Annotated in this window: 12 protein-coding genes and 1 pseudogene; 3 read left to right on the top strand and 10 right to left on the bottom strand. The window is 73.6% G+C overall.

The window, feature by feature from the left end:
• Window positions 1-97: 97 nt before the first annotated feature.
• The 5 genes and pseudogenes from ACZ62B_RS02740 to ACZ62B_RS02720 form a co-directional block, all read right to left on the bottom strand.
• Window positions 98-3007, bottom strand: coding sequence for an ATP-binding protein (locus ACZ62B_RS02740; protein ID WP_468883363.1), 2910 nt, complete (start codon window positions 3005-3007; stop codon window positions 98-100).
• Between the two features lie 185 nt (window positions 3008-3192).
• Entirely contained in the window at window positions 3193-4203 is a 1011-nt protein-coding gene (locus tag ACZ62B_RS02735; RefSeq protein WP_344562003.1) for a (-)-alpha-amorphene synthase, read from the bottom strand.
• A complete protein-coding gene (locus ACZ62B_RS02730; protein WP_344562005.1) occupies window positions 4178-5590 on the bottom strand; it encodes a cytochrome P450 in 1413 nt (470 codons plus the stop codon). Before ACZ62B_RS02730 ends, ACZ62B_RS02735 begins: the two co-directional genes overlap by 26 nt.
• A 167-nt stretch (window positions 5591-5757) precedes the next feature.
• Window positions 5758-6218, bottom strand: a pseudogene (locus ACZ62B_RS02725) (SRPBCC domain-containing protein).
• Window positions 6219-6270: 52 nt separating this feature from the next.
• Window positions 6271-7107: a universal stress protein gene (locus ACZ62B_RS02720; RefSeq protein ID WP_468883237.1), complete on the bottom strand. Its 837-nt coding sequence runs from the start codon at window positions 7105-7107 to the stop codon at window positions 6271-6273.
• Window positions 7108-7371: 264 nt separating this feature from the next.
• Here ACZ62B_RS02720 and ACZ62B_RS02715 point away from each other — a divergent pair, with 264 nt between their 5' ends.
• On the top strand, window positions 7372-7857 hold the full coding sequence (locus ACZ62B_RS02715) for a cation:proton antiporter regulatory subunit (RefSeq protein ID WP_465270135.1): 486 nt from the start codon (window positions 7372-7374) through the stop codon (window positions 7855-7857).
• 4 nt (window positions 7858-7861) lie between these two features.
• Window positions 7862-9109: a cation:proton antiporter gene (locus tag ACZ62B_RS02710; protein ID WP_344562011.1), complete on the top strand. Its 1248-nt coding sequence runs from the start codon at window positions 7862-7864 to the stop codon at window positions 9107-9109.
• Between the two features lie 25 nt (window positions 9110-9134).
• On the opposite strand, the gene ACZ62B_RS02705 is transcribed toward ACZ62B_RS02710, so the two are convergent.
• Genes ACZ62B_RS02705 through ACZ62B_RS02690 form a run of 4 tightly spaced genes read right to left on the bottom strand, consistent with a single transcriptional unit; the run spans window position 9135 to window position 12386 of the window.
• On the bottom strand, window positions 9135-10220 hold the full coding sequence (locus ACZ62B_RS02705) for a DNA polymerase III subunit beta family protein (RefSeq protein ID WP_344562012.1): 1086 nt from the start codon (window positions 10218-10220) through the stop codon (window positions 9135-9137).
• Window positions 10221-10280: 60 nt separating this feature from the next.
• Window positions 10281-11075 (bottom strand): hypothetical protein, encoded by a 795-nt coding sequence (locus ACZ62B_RS02700; protein WP_344562013.1) that lies wholly within the window; start codon window positions 11073-11075, stop codon window positions 10281-10283.
• Window positions 11062-11730, bottom strand: a complete 669-nt coding sequence (locus tag ACZ62B_RS02695; RefSeq protein WP_344562015.1) for an ABC transporter ATP-binding protein — start codon at window positions 11728-11730, stop codon at window positions 11062-11064. The genes ACZ62B_RS02700 and ACZ62B_RS02695 overlap by 14 nt, the downstream gene beginning before the upstream one ends.
• Window positions 11731-11741: 11 nt before the next feature.
• Complete coding sequence (locus ACZ62B_RS02690; RefSeq protein WP_344562017.1) at window positions 11742-12386, bottom strand: TetR/AcrR family transcriptional regulator; 645 nt, start codon at window positions 12384-12386, stop codon at window positions 11742-11744.
• A 144-nt stretch (window positions 12387-12530) separates the two neighbouring features.
• On the opposite strand from ACZ62B_RS02690, the gene ACZ62B_RS02685 reads away from it, so the two are divergent.
• Window positions 12531-12860 (top strand): hypothetical protein, encoded by a 330-nt coding sequence (locus ACZ62B_RS02685; protein ID WP_344562019.1) that lies wholly within the window; start codon window positions 12531-12533, stop codon window positions 12858-12860.
• Here ACZ62B_RS02685 and ACZ62B_RS02680 read toward each other — a convergent pair.
• The gene (locus tag ACZ62B_RS02680; RefSeq protein ID WP_344562337.1) at window positions 12826-13314 is read right to left on the bottom strand and encodes a hypothetical protein; all 489 of its coding nucleotides are present in this window, start codon (window positions 13312-13314) and stop codon (window positions 12826-12828) included. The genes ACZ62B_RS02685 and ACZ62B_RS02680 overlap by 35 nt on opposite strands.
• Between the last annotated feature and the right edge of the window lie 87 nt (window positions 13315-13401).

Genomic DNA, 13401 nt, shown 5'->3' with positions numbered 1-13401 from the left:
CGGCGACGCCTCTCCGACCGTGGGGGCGCGCGGCGGCAACGCCCCGTGTTGCGCCGCTAGTCGGCCGAGACGGACGCCCCGTTCGGCCGCGGCTTGTTCAGGACCGGGGGCGGGGGAACGACTCCAGTGCGGCCGCCAGGCCGGAGGCGTCCGTGCCGATCTTGCGGTAGACCGAGGAGAGCAGATGGCGTACGCCCTGCTCCGTGAGGCGCAGCTTTCCGGCGATCGCCGCCGCGGACGCTCCCCGGACCGTCAGCTCGGCGGCCTCCCGTTCGGGCGCGGTGAGCGTGTCCGTCTGGGCGTAGCGCAGGGGCAGCGGTCGTAGTCCGGCCGCGGCGAGCTCGTCCCTGGCCCGTCCCGCCAGCGCCTCCGCGCCGCAGTGCACTGCGCCCTCCAGCCCGCGGTAGAGGCGGTCGGCGGCCTCCTGCAACTGCCCGGTGCGGGACAGCGCCGCCCCGTGGCCGACCAGGGCGCGGGCCAGCTCGTAGGCCGCGGGCGACTGTTCCAGGTGACCGACGGCCTCCGCGTGCAGGTCGAGCGAGGCCGGGCCGCCGGTCACCTCGGCCAGGGTGTGCACCGCCTGCCCGATCGCCGAGGCCGCCCCGAAGTCCCGGGCCCGCTTGACCGCGTCCTGCGCGTGCCGGACCGCCAGGTCGGGCGCGCTGCGGGCGAGCGCGAACGCCAGCCCCGACTGCCAGGCGCACCAGGCGGGATTGCGCCACTCCCGCCCGTCCAGCCAGTCCCCGACGTCGCGGAGCAGCGCGGCGGCCTCGTCCGCGCGGCCCTCCGCCAGCAGCAGCTCGGCGTACACCGTGCGCGGATCGGGGTAGATGACGGCGTTCGGGACCAGTCCGCCGTAGCGGTAGTGGTCGGCGATCCGGCGTGCCGCCGCCGTACGCCCGCGGGCCAGGAGCGTCTGGACGAGGATGCCGACGGCGAACCACTGGGCGGGCACCGCCCCCTCCACCCGGTCGGCGATGCGCAGCCCCTCCCGGACCAGGTTCTCCGCCTCGGCCAGGGAGCCCCGGCGGTAGCGGATGTACCCGGAGAGGGTCTGGCCCAGGGCGAGGTGGGAGCCGCGCCAGCCCTTCGCCTCGCACTCCGCCATGCCCTTGCTGAACAGTTCCTCGGCCCGCCGCGGCCGGTCGGCGTACAGGAACACCATCGCCACCGCCACCGGCACCTCGAAGCCCCGGTTCTCGTCGGTCCAGCTCAGCCCGCCGCGCAGGGCCCGTTCGGCGTACTCCAGGGCCGTTCGCCGCGGCTCGCCGCACACCACCGCCTCCCAGGCCCGCAGACCCAGGATGTACCGCTCCTCCAGGCCGCGGCCGGTCACCCGCGCGGCCAGCCTGGCGAGCCTGCGCGAGCGGGCGGCGGGGTCCGGCTCGTCGGTGCGGTACGAGCTCCACACGAAGTGGTCGGCCAGCATCCGCAGCCTGATCCGGGGATGCGGGGTGCGCCGCGCCTCGTCGGCGGCGACGGCCGCGGCCTCGGCCACCTCGTCGATGTGCGCCAGCGCCTGCGTGAGCCGGTACACGATGGACGCCCGCAGCTCCGGGTCGATGCCGGGCTCCGCCAGCGCCTCACGGAGGTGCGCGACCGTGGCCGTGGGCTTGATGAGGAAGGTGGAGGAGGCGAGTTCGTGCAGCAGTTCGGCGCGCTGCTCCGGCGGCGGAGGCTCCTGGAGCGCCCGCGTCAGCAGCCGCCGGGCCGCTTCCGGGGCGCCGGCGCGCATGTACTCGCGGGCGGCCTCGCGCAGACACGCCACCGCCTCGACGCGGCCGTCGCAGGGCACCTCCAGCAGATGCCGGGCGGCCGCCGCCGGCCCGAACCCGGCGGCCCGGATGGCCTCGGCGGCCCCGTTGTGCAGTCCGACCCGCAGCGCCGGGGCGATGGAACGGTAGATGGTGGTGGCGATCAGCGGGTGGACGAAGGCGAGTCCGTCCCCGGTCCCGTCGTCCTCGGCCAGGATCCGGGCGGCGCGCAGCCGCTCCGTCGCCTCGGCGGCCGCCTCACTGCCGACCACGGCGATGGCGGCGGCGAGTTCCTGCGACACGGACTCGCCGAGCACGGCCGCGGCGTAGGCGAAACGGACGGTGGTCGTCCCGAGGGCGCGCAGACGTTCGATCAGTCCGCGGCCCTTGATCGCCGCGGCGAGGTCCCGCATCGCGCGCAGCTCGTGCCGGGTGCCCCGCAGATTGCGTTCGCCCAGGCGGATGGCGAGTTCGACGGCCTCGAACGGGCTTCCCCCGGTGACCTGCCGGCATTCCTCGCAGAACTCGTCCTCGGCCTCGTCCCCCACCTCGTCCCTGACGATCCGCGCCACCGCCTCGGAGGTGAGCGGCTCCAGCGCGTAGGGGCGGGTGCCGAGACTGCCCGGCAGGGCGCGCAGCGGCTCCGCCTCGCGCGGCAGGTCGTCGGGCCGGTGGGCGAGGACGATCAGCAGCGGCAGATCCGCCGCCCGGGGCGCGAAGGAGGTGAGCCAGTCGAGGGACTCGACGTCCGCCCAGTGCAGGTCGTCGAGGAGCAGCACCATGGGTGCCTTCCGTGCGGCGAGCCGGGTCATGACCCAGTCCAGGCCCTCGCGGACCCCGGACGGGTCGGGCACGTGGGGGCCGGGCCCCGCCTCCAGGCCGAGCGCGGTGGCGACGACGTCGTACCAGCTGCCCAGGAAGGCGCGGAGCTCGCCGCCGTCCATCGCGGCCAGCGAGGGCTGGAGGAGCCGGCGCACCACACGGAACGCCAGCTCCTGCTCGTTCTGGCCGCCGCAGCCCGACAGCACGGTGACCCCCTGGGCCAGCGCGCGGGAGCGGGCCTGCGCCAGCAGCGCCGTCTTGCCCATCCCGCCCGGGCCGGTGAAGACGAGGAGCCCGCCGCGCGGCACCTGCGGCACCCCGTCCCGGGTGTCCCGCAGGGCCGCCAACGCCTCGTCCAGCGCGCGGAGTTCCCGTCGGCGCTCCAGCAACGGCCGGGACTCGGTGACATGCTGCCGCCGCTCGATCACCATGTGCCGTACCGCTTCCTGTCGTTCGGCCAACGAGTGGCAGACGAGCGTATGCCTGCCACGGCACACCGTGTCCGTCTTACGGTACGACCGTGACAGGACGGGTGAATCGAAGGCGGTGACGGCTTGAGGCATCCCTCCTGTGGGTAGAGGTGTCCGGATGGGGCGCGTCCGTGGCGGCGCCCGGGTCAGGCCGGGGCCGCCGCCGTGTCGGCATAGCGCGGGACGGTGCGGGACCAGTGGCAGCACCCGCGGATCCAGCCGGCCATGCCCTCCGCGTAACCGACGGCCGAGGGACTCAGCCGCGGCCTGATCTCCTCGAAGAGGCCGACGAACTCGTCGATCGTGCGGTTGATCTGCCGGATCGCCAGCATGACGGCGACCGGCAGGGAGCAGCGGTGGGCCCGCTGGTGGGCGAGGGCCAGATTGATCATCCCGCCGGCCTGCCGTTCCTTCACCGCGGAGTACAGATCGGGTATCCACACCGCCGCGTCGGCCGACAGCCGGGCCAGCCGCCGCATCACCGGGTGGTGGAGTTCCGCGTCGGACAGTTCGCACGGCTGGGCCGCCTCGCACAGCGGGTGGAAGGGCTCGACCCCCGCGGTCAGTGACCGTATCGACGTGCACAGCCCGGTAGGCAGCGGGGCGGTGTCGGCCTGCGCCACCGCCTCGTACAGCAGGCCGTGCACGTACTCACGGCTCTTGACGGCCCATCGCGCGGCCTGGGCGGGCGTGCACCGCTCGCGGACCTGCCGGTGCAGATCGGCCAGGGCCGCGCCGAGCGGCGTCGACGGCGACGCGTCGTCCCGCAGTACGGCGATGCTCTCCTCCAGCATGGGCAGCAGCCGGCCGGGTCCCTGCCGGCCCACCTCCTCCGCCCGGTCGTCGAAGACGAATTGATAGGCGATCTGATTGGCGACGATCTGCAGCAGACCGGAATCCATCTCCGGGCCGTTGTAGGAGGCGAGCTGGGCCGGGCGGGTGCGGGCGATCATTTCCGGGACCCAGCTTTCGTCCGCCAGTCCCGTTTTCCGCAGCCACTTCTCGACGCCCGCCGTGACCCGGTGTTCGTGCGGATTGGTCCGGAAGGGGAACGGCATGCGCAGATGGGTGTCGATCAGATCCCTGAGATCGGATCCGGGAATTCCGCGCAGTGTGCCGACCGTGATGTCCTCATGTGTGGTCGACAAGATCGCCACCCGCCCCTCGGGATCGCCGGCCGAGCCCTTCGCCGCGCGGTTCGCAGATCATCCGCAGCGACCTGGGGCCCAGCGTCGCCGCGGGGCGCACCGGCGCGACGGGCCCCGGGGGGTGGCGCAGCCGCCAGCGCCGGGCGATGGTCGCGACCGCCACCGTGCTCTGCGCCATGGCGAAGGAGTCCCCGAGGCATTTCCGGCTGCCCGCGGAGAACGGGACCATCGCGCCGTACGGCTGGTCGGTGTGCTCGTCCGACAGCCACCGCTCGGGCCTGAACCGCTCGGGGTCGGGGAACGACGAGGGCGCGTGGTGCAGCAGGTACGGGCTGTAGAGAACGGTGGCCCCGCGCGGCAGGCGGCGCCCGCCGAACTCGACGTCCTTGGTGGTGGACCGGGTGAAGAGCCAGCCGGGCGGGGAGTGGCGCAGGGTTTCGCTGATCACGGCCCGGGTGTAGGGGAGACGCGGCAGATCGTCGGAGGTGGGGAGGGCGCGCCCGGCCAGTACGGAGTCGACCTCGGCGTGCAGTTCGCGCTCGGCCTCCGGGTGCTGTGCGAGCAGGCTGAACGTGGAGGACAGGCCCAGGGAGGGGCTCTCCGACCCGGTGAGCAGCAGGGAGACGAGCTGGTCGTGCACCTCACCGGGGGTCACCCCGTGCTCTCCGGCGTCGGCCGCCGCCAGCAGGGCCCCCAGCAGGTCGTCGCGCGGCTCGCCCGCGCGGCGCTCGGCGATCGCCGCGTCCACGAGCCGGTGCAGACGGGCGACCGCGTCCCGGTACCGGCGGTTGGCGGGCAGGGGCACCCGGAACAGGGCGTCGACCGGGAGGACCGTGCGCAGGAACAGTCCGTGGACGATCCCGGCCAGGCAGTCCCGCACCTCGGCGGCCCTCGCCGCGTCGAGCGAGTCGGAGAGCAGGACCCGGCTGATCGTCCCCGTGGTCAGGGCCATCATGGCCGCGCTGACATCGACCCTCCGCCCCGCCCACCACGTGCGGCACACCGACTCGGCCTCCTCGCCCATCGCCCCGGTCAGGCCGGCGACGCCGGCCGGGCGGAAGGCGGGCTGCAGCAGCCTGCGCTGCCTGAGGTGCTCGCCGTGCGGGCAGGTGACGACCCCGTCCCCCATCAGGGCCCGGAGCCGCTCGTAGAGGGGGCCGCCCTTGTCGAAGGTGCGGGTGTCCCTGAGCATCTCGTGGACCAGCCGCGGGTGGCACACCACCCAGGCACGCGTCGGACCCAGGCGTATCTCCACCAGATCGCCGTACTCGGACAGAGAATTCAGAAACTCCAGCGGGCGCCGGAACAAGGCGATACCGTGGCCGACGGACGGGAATATGCCCGGCGCGATTCCCGGCCTCCAGGCCGGCACCGGTTCGTGAACGCAATTGCTCATCGAATACCACCTGTCTCCAGCGACACAAACGGAATTCAGTGAGTCCACATATACGAGTCCACATACATGTGGCACTCGAACCTTGTCCTGCCCACACCGGACCGGCACCCGACGCACCGAATGCCGTCGCCAAGGGGGCGCACGGGTGCACGGGGGAGCGCAGGAATTCAGGCGTGCGCCTCCACGAAACGGGCGAGCCGGGCCGGTGCCGAGCGGGTGCCCGCCTCGTTATCGGCGGCGGGCACCGCGTCGGGGACACCCTCGTGGACGGTCAGCACATCCGTGCCGCCACCGGCCTCGGTGAGCGTGGTGGTGATCGTCATCGTGCCGCGCGGTTCGGGGTCCTCGGTCTCGAACTGGAGGACCTCCACCACCGGTTCGCCGGGCACGAGCCGCGCGAAGCGGCCGTGGCAGGTGTCGGTGCGCGGGACGACCTGCCGACCGCGCCGGGCGAGTCGTGGGTCAGGGAGACCCGGAACCCGCCGCCCTCGCGCGCCTCGAACGCGTGGACCTCGCTCCGCGTCCCCGACGGCACCCGCCACCACGCGACCGCCTCCGCGCTCACCAGCGCCCGGTGGACGGCCGGACGGGGCGCGTTCACATGTCCCGAGGCGCGGGTCGTGCACACGGTCCCGTCGTGCCGCGACGAGGAAGCCCCCACGAGGAGCGGGGACACCCTTTCACTGCGTGCCGCGGACGACGGCGACGGGACAGTCGGCGTGGTACAGCAGCGCCTGGCTGACCGAACCGAGCAGCATCCCGGTGAAGCCGCCGTGACCGCGGGCCCCGGCCACCACCAGTTGGGCCTCCCGGCTCGCGTCGAGCAGCGCGTGCCGCACCCGCGCCCGCTCCAGGCGCAGCTCCACGGCGACCTCGGGCCGGACCTCCCGCCACGGCGCCACCGCCTCCTCCAGCATCCGCTGGTGCCGCTCCCGAAGCCGGTCGAGATCCACCACCACGTTCAGCGGATCGGCGGGACCCTCGTACGGCGTCGGCTCGCTCCAGGTGTTCCACACGTGCGTCGCGACCAGCGGCGCCCCGCGCAGCGCGGCCTCGGCGAAGGCGAAGCCCGCCGCCGCGGCCCCGGCCGGCGAGCCGTCCACGGCGAGGAGCACGGGCCCCTCGGGGCCGGGGCGACCGCGGACCACCATCAGCGGGCCGTGCCCGTGGGCGGCCAGCTGCACGACCGTCGAGCCCAGCAGCAGATCCCCGAACCCACCGCGGCCCCGCCCGCCGACCACCGTCAGCACCGCGTGCCGCGACTCGCTCCGCAACACCGTCAGCGTCTCACCGGACGCCACCGTCCTGGCGATCTCCAGCCCCGGCGCACGGTCGTGGGCACGCTGCTCGGCCCCCGCCAGAACGCCGTGGATCATCGGGTCGAGATCCGCCGGGCGGCTGAACGCGTGCACGATCCGCAGTCGCGCGCCGCGCAGCAGGGCCTCGTGCGCCGCGACGTCGACCGCGGCGAGACTGGACGGCGAACCGTCCACTCCTACGACCACCGTGTCGTTCACCACTCACTCCCGTCCCCGGCGGTTCCTCCGGGTACCCGCGGGAGAGAGCCCGTACCCACCCCTCCGACCTGCGGCGACACGGTCTCCCCGGAAATCCTCGGCTCCGTCGCGCCCCCCTGTCCATCCGTGACAACACCCATGTTCCGGCCGAATGGCGGGATGGCACCATTGCCCCGTGGGGGTGGATCATCCGTACCGTTCGACGGCACGGCCGGCACCACACCCCGGACGACATCGACAAGAGAACCGGGAAGGGGACGGGCTGTGCCTGCTCCACGGATGAGCGCCACGCCGCTGCCGGGCATCGGCGTGAAATACGACCTCACCACGCGTGAGCACGAGCACCTGTCCGTGATCGCGCACCGCGACGGTGCCCGCACGGTCAACGTCTACCGCTCCGACGACCCGGACGCCTGCGCCCGCTCGATGCGGCTGACCGTCGCCGAGTCGGCCGCGCTGATCGACGCGCTCATGCCCGCCCACCACAGCCCCAACCTGCTGCACACCACCGACCTGGGGCTGGTCGCCGAGCGCGTCGAACTGTCCGCCGTCTCCCACTGGAACGGCCGGCTGCTGGGCGACACCCGGATGCGCACCGACACCGGCGCCTCGATCGTGGCCGTGCTGCGGCGGGCCGAGGCGATCCCGTCCCCCGCGCCGGACTTCCGGCTGGCCGGCGGTGACACGCTGATCCTGATCGGCACCCGCGAGGGCATCGACGCCGCCGCCGAGATACTCGGTCGGGAGTGAGCGCGTGCACTCTTCCGCGATCTTCCTGATCGAGTTCGGCGCGATCATCCTCGGGCTCGGCCTGCTGGGACGTCTCGCCGGACGCCTCCAGTTCTCCCCGATCCCCCTCTATCTGCTGGCCGGCCTCGCCTTCGGCGAGGGCGGGCTGCTGCCGCTCGGCGCGAGCGAGGAGTTCGTCGCGATCGGCGCCGAGATCGGCGTCATCCTGCTGCTGCTCATGCTCGGCCTGGAGTACACGGCCAGCGACCTCGTCTCCAACCTCAAGACCCAGTACCCGGCCGGCCTCGTCGACATGGCGCTCAACGCCCTGCCCGGCGCCGCCCTGGCCCTGCTGCTCGGCTGGGGCCCGGTCGCCGCGGTGGTGCTGGCCGGCGTCACCTGGATCTCCTCCTCCGGCGTCATCGCCAAGGTCCTCGGCGACCTCGGACGGCTCGGCAACCGCGAGACCCCGGTCATCCTCAGCATCCTGGTGCTCGAGGACCTGGCCATGGCGGTCTACCTGCCGATCATCACCGCCCTGCTGGCCGGCGTCAGCCTCGCCGCGGGCAGCGTCACGCTGGCCATCGCGCTGGGCGTCGCCGGACTCGTGCTGTTCGTCGCCGTCCGCTACGGGCGGGTGATCTCCCGCTTCGTCTCCAGCGACGACCCGGAGAAGCTGCTGCTGGTGGTGCTGGGCCTGACCCTGCTCGTCGCGGGGCTCGCCCAGCAGTTGCAGGTCTCGGCGGCCGTGGGCGCGTTCCTGGTCGGCATCGCCCTGTCCGGGGAGGTCGCCGAGGGAGCGCACAACCTGCTGGCGCCGCTGCGGGACCTGTTCGCCGCGGTCTTCTTCGTCTTCTTCGGCCTGCACACCGACCCCCAGTCGATCCCGCCGGTGATCCTGCCCGCCCTCGCGCTCGCCGTCGTCACCGCGCTGACGAAGATCGCCACCGGTTACTGGGCCGCCCGCCGGGCCGGGATCTCCCCCAAGGGCCGCTGGCGCGCGGGCGGCACCCTGGTCGCCCGCGGCGAGTTCTCCATCGTCATCGCCGGTCTCGCGGTCACCGCCGGCATCGAACCGGACCTCGGCCCGCTGGCCACGGCGTACGTCCTGGTCCTGGTCGTCCTGGGCCCGCTCACGGCCCGCTACACCGAGCCCGTCGCGCTGCGCCTGACCGCCCGGCGCACCGCCTCCGCCGACACCGTGCCCGCACAGGCCACGGCGCCGGCCGCGGAGACGCTGGAACCGGTGGACGAGAGCCGGCCCGAACGCTGAACCGTCCGGGCCGGCCCCAGGGTCCCTAGTCCTCCAGCCGCACCGGCATCAGGAGCGAGAACGTGTGCTCGTCGTCCGGCCGGCGGACCGCCAGGGGCGCCGTGGGGGCGCCGAATTCGAGGACCAGCCGGTCGCCGGACCCGGCGGTGAGGGCGTCCAGCAGGAACGCGCGGTTGACGGCGACGAGGTCCCGGCCGTCGGCACCGTCCCCGGCCAGGGCGACCGAGCCGTCCTCCGCCACCTCCAGCACGCTGAGGTCGCAGGGCGTCCCGTCCTGTCCGGGCGCCTCGCCCGCGCGGACGGGACCCGTGCGCACCGCCTCCCGGAAGGCCGGCACGTCCACCACGGCACGCCGCCCGGCCGGGAGGCGGACCAGCCGGCGGTAGTCGGGGAAGTCGTGGCCGAGGCACTGGCCGGCCGTCTGCCGGTCCCCGGTCTCCAGGGTCACGCGGTCACCGTCCACGGTGAGCCGGACCCGGTCCTCTCCGTCCAGCAGCGCCCGCATCGCGTCGGCGAGCGGAAGGGGCACGGTGACCTGGACGCGGGATCCGTCGTGCCCGTCGGCGGCGGCGCGCGCCACGGCCATCCGGTACCGGTCGGTGGCCACCAGGCGCAGCGCGTCGCCCTCGACGTCGAAGTGGATCCCGCCGAGCATCGGCAGCTCCGGGTCGGTGCCGGCCGCGAACCGGACCGCGTCCAGTGCGGCGGCCAGTCCGGGACCGGAGAGGGACAGCCGTACGGCGGTGTCGGTGCGGAGCGAGGTCATGGGGTTCTCCCTGTGGTCGAGCAGGACTCGGAGCGCGGAGAACTCGGCGCGGGCATCGGACAGCCCCTGCTCCAGCCGGCGCAGATGCGCCTGAAGGAGCTGCCGTACGAGATCGGTGTCGGTGCCCGTCCAGCCGGCCAGCACCAGCCGGATGTCCGCCAGCGGCATCCCGGCCCGGCGCAGCCGGGCCAGCAGCCGGGCCTCCTCCAGCTGCCCGGGGGCGTACCAGCGGTAGCCGCTGACCGGGTCCACCCGGTCGGGGACCAGGACACCGGCACGGTCGTAGAACCGCAGGGCGCTCACGCCCAGCCCGCTGTCCCGGGCCATCTCACCAATGCTGCGCATCTCGCTCTCCACACCCGTGACCCTGGTCCCTCGACCAGGTCGAGGGTCAACCCCGGCCGGTCACCGCGCGTGGTTCCGGCTGCGGGTCCTGATCCAGAACACCACCAGCCCCACCGCGCTGAACGCGCCCGCCCACAGCAGCCCGAGCCCGAGGTGCCCCCAGAGAACGGCGTCCCCGAAGGCGCCGCCCGCCGCGAACTGCATGGGCCCGAAGGACGGGAACCACCGCAGCACGGGCTCGTTGGCCAGCGGATTGCCCAGCGGGTTCTGCAGGAAGGTGTCCATCAGCCCGCCCATGATGATGAGGAAGAAGCCCTCCAGGTCCCGCTTGACCAGCACCCCCAGCAGCAGGCCGAGGGCGCCGTAGGTGAGCGCGATGACCGTGAAGCCCGCGAGCACGGCGAACCAGCCGCCCACCGAGGGGCGCCAGAGGAACAGCACCGCCAGCGCGGTGTAGAGGGCGATCGCGGCGGCGACGACCACGACGGCAAGGGTCTTGGCGCCGACGAGGACGGCTTGACCGTAACCGGCGAACACCAGCCGCCGGTCGAAGAGCAGCGCCTTGCGGACGGCGTCGAAGACCACGAAACCCGCGATCATGGTGACGCAGTTGAGCCCGGCCGTGATCAGTGTGAGCCGGCCGCCGTCGACCTGGAGCACCTCCCCGGTCGCGTACAGCCTGAACTCCAGCACCTCGCTCCCGGCCATCGCGTCCATCAGCAGGTACCAGGCGGGCACGAACAGCACGAGCAGCAGCCCGGCGAGCCGGTTGCGGGTCTGGTCGCGCACCGAGAAGCGCAGGGCGGTGGGGAACTGCCGGTACGGCGGCCGCCGCACGGTGTCAGACGTCCGCATGCCGGGCCTCCTCCGCCTCCGTGGCGCCGGTGGCGCGGGTGACGAGCCGTCCGTCCACGAGATCGGCCAGCAGGTCGAAGCGCTCCCGCTCGAAGACGAGATGGGTGATGACGACGACCGCCCTGCCGTGCGAGCGCAGCTCCTCGGTCAGTTCCCAGAAGCGCAGGTACGTCTCCCAGTCGAACCCCTGGTAGGGCTCGTCCAGCAGCAGGACGTCGGGGTCGTGCAGCAGGGCCAGGGTGAGGTTGAGCTTCTGCCGGGTCCCGCCGGACAGTTCACCGGCCGCGGTCCCCAGGTACTTCTCGTAGCCCAGCCGCCCGACGAGTTCGTGGCCGTGCTCCAGACCGGGCAGCCGCCGGGCGGCGGCGAAGTACCGCAGATGCTGCTCCACGGTCAGGCTGTCGTTGAGCACCGGCTCCTGCGGGCAGTAGCCGAGCGTCCCGTGATGGACCACCTCGCCCCGGTCCGCGGCGAGGACGCCCGCCAGCGCCTTGAGCAGCGTGGACTTCCCGGCGCCGTTCTCGCCCACGACGGCGACCAGCCGCCCCGGTGCGACGGTGAGGTCGACACCGCGCAGGACCCGGTGGGCGCCGTAGGACTTGTGCAGGTCACGCGCTTCGAGCGCGGGTGGTGCGAGTACGGTTCCGGACGGCATGCGGAATCTCCCTATCGCTGTGGGGGCGCCTCTCCTCGCGGTGCCGCGTTCAGCCCGCCCGCGTAGACGCCGAGCAGTTCCGGGGCCCAGCGGGCCATGCCGTCGGCGGACAGCGGGTCGGTTCCCAGGACGTCGGTGAGGTGGTCGCGCAGCAGGAACACGGCCAGGTCGTTGGCGAGCAGCACGGCCGCGCGGACGGCCGGATCCCGGCCGGGATCGGCCATTCCGGCCGCGACCAGCTCGTCCAGCGTCCGGCGGCTCAGTTCGAACAGCCGCCGGAACAGCACCCGCCCGGTGTCCGCCCCGGTGAGCAGCAGCCGGCGCAGATAGCCCGGCAGGGGCGAGCCGGCCGGCAGATGCCGGGCGAACGCCTCGCTCAGGGACGCCGACCCGGCGCCCGGGTCGAGCAGCTCCTGCCCGCCCTCACCGGTCAGCTCGCCCAGCATCGCCTCGAACACGGCCAGGACGTACTGGTCGACCTCCTGCCGCAGTCCGTCCTTCGACCCGAAGTGGTGCACCACGAGCCCGGCCGACACCCCGGCGGCCCCGGCGATCTGCCGTACGGTCACCGACTCCGGCCCGCGCTCGGCGAACAGCCGCAACGCCTCGTCGCGGATGACGGCCCGGGTGGTCCGGTCGTCCTGGGTTGAACGCATGTACAGCATGCTAAACGCTCGTTCAATCCCGTGTCCAGGGCGGACCCCGTCCTGGGTACGGCTGTACGGGTGACGGCTTCACCCGACCCGGCGGACCTGCGGCCACCGGCGTACCACCGGCGCACGGGGGCGCGTTGGACCGGCATGGACAGCACTGAGACGGCGCGGCGCCTTCTCGGGCACGACGCCGCGGGCCGGTTGTACGCCGAACTCACCAGCGGGTACGGCGGTCATACGCCGATCTACACGGCCCTCGTCGCGGAGTGGCGGGCCAGGGGGCACGCGGTCCCGGAGCACCGTGACGGCCTGTGGGCCTCCTTCGCCGCCGCCACGGTCGGCGAGCGCGCGACGGTGCTGCCCGTGCCCTTCCCCGTCCCCCTGCTGCGGCCGCCCGCCGAGGACACCGCCGAGGACACCGGCGATGGCACCGGCGAGGAACTCACCAGCCCTCCGGACCCGCCGGCTCCGCGCTGACCGGCGCCAGCACGGCGAGCGTGCCGGTCGCCCCGCGCAGCGCCAGTTCGAGCGGACCGGGGGCGTGCAGGGTGCCGGCGCCGTCCGGCGGGACCAGCCACTCCAGACGCCCGGCCGGCCGGTACGGCGGCGGTACGGCGACCCAGGACCCACGGCCCACGTGCCGCACCCCGAAGCCGACCCACTCGCTGGCCGGGTCGGGCGGCAGGAAGAACCCCACTCTGCGGGCCGTGACGTCCACCAGCGTGGGCCCGGGCACCTTCAGGGGGTCGCGCCACAGGATGTCCAGGGCGAGCAGCCCGAGCCGGTCGGGCACGCTCAGCACGTCCCAGTACCGGCCCGCCGCGAGCAGCGCCGTGCCCTTGCCGTGGTCCCACTCGCGCTTGCACTCCTGCGGGTCCGTGGCCGCCGCGGCCAGCCACTCGACGGCTTGCTTCCACATGGCGCTGTGCATGTCCACCCCGGGCACGGTCGGCTGCGCCGCTGCGGGCGCGTGCGGTACGGACATGCTGGTAGATATTTCTATCCACCGGAAGGGTGG

The sequence above is a fragment of the Streptomyces sp. NPDC053426 genome, from assembly GCF_055585405.1.
This window is presented reverse-complemented; position numbering and strand designations above follow the sequence as displayed.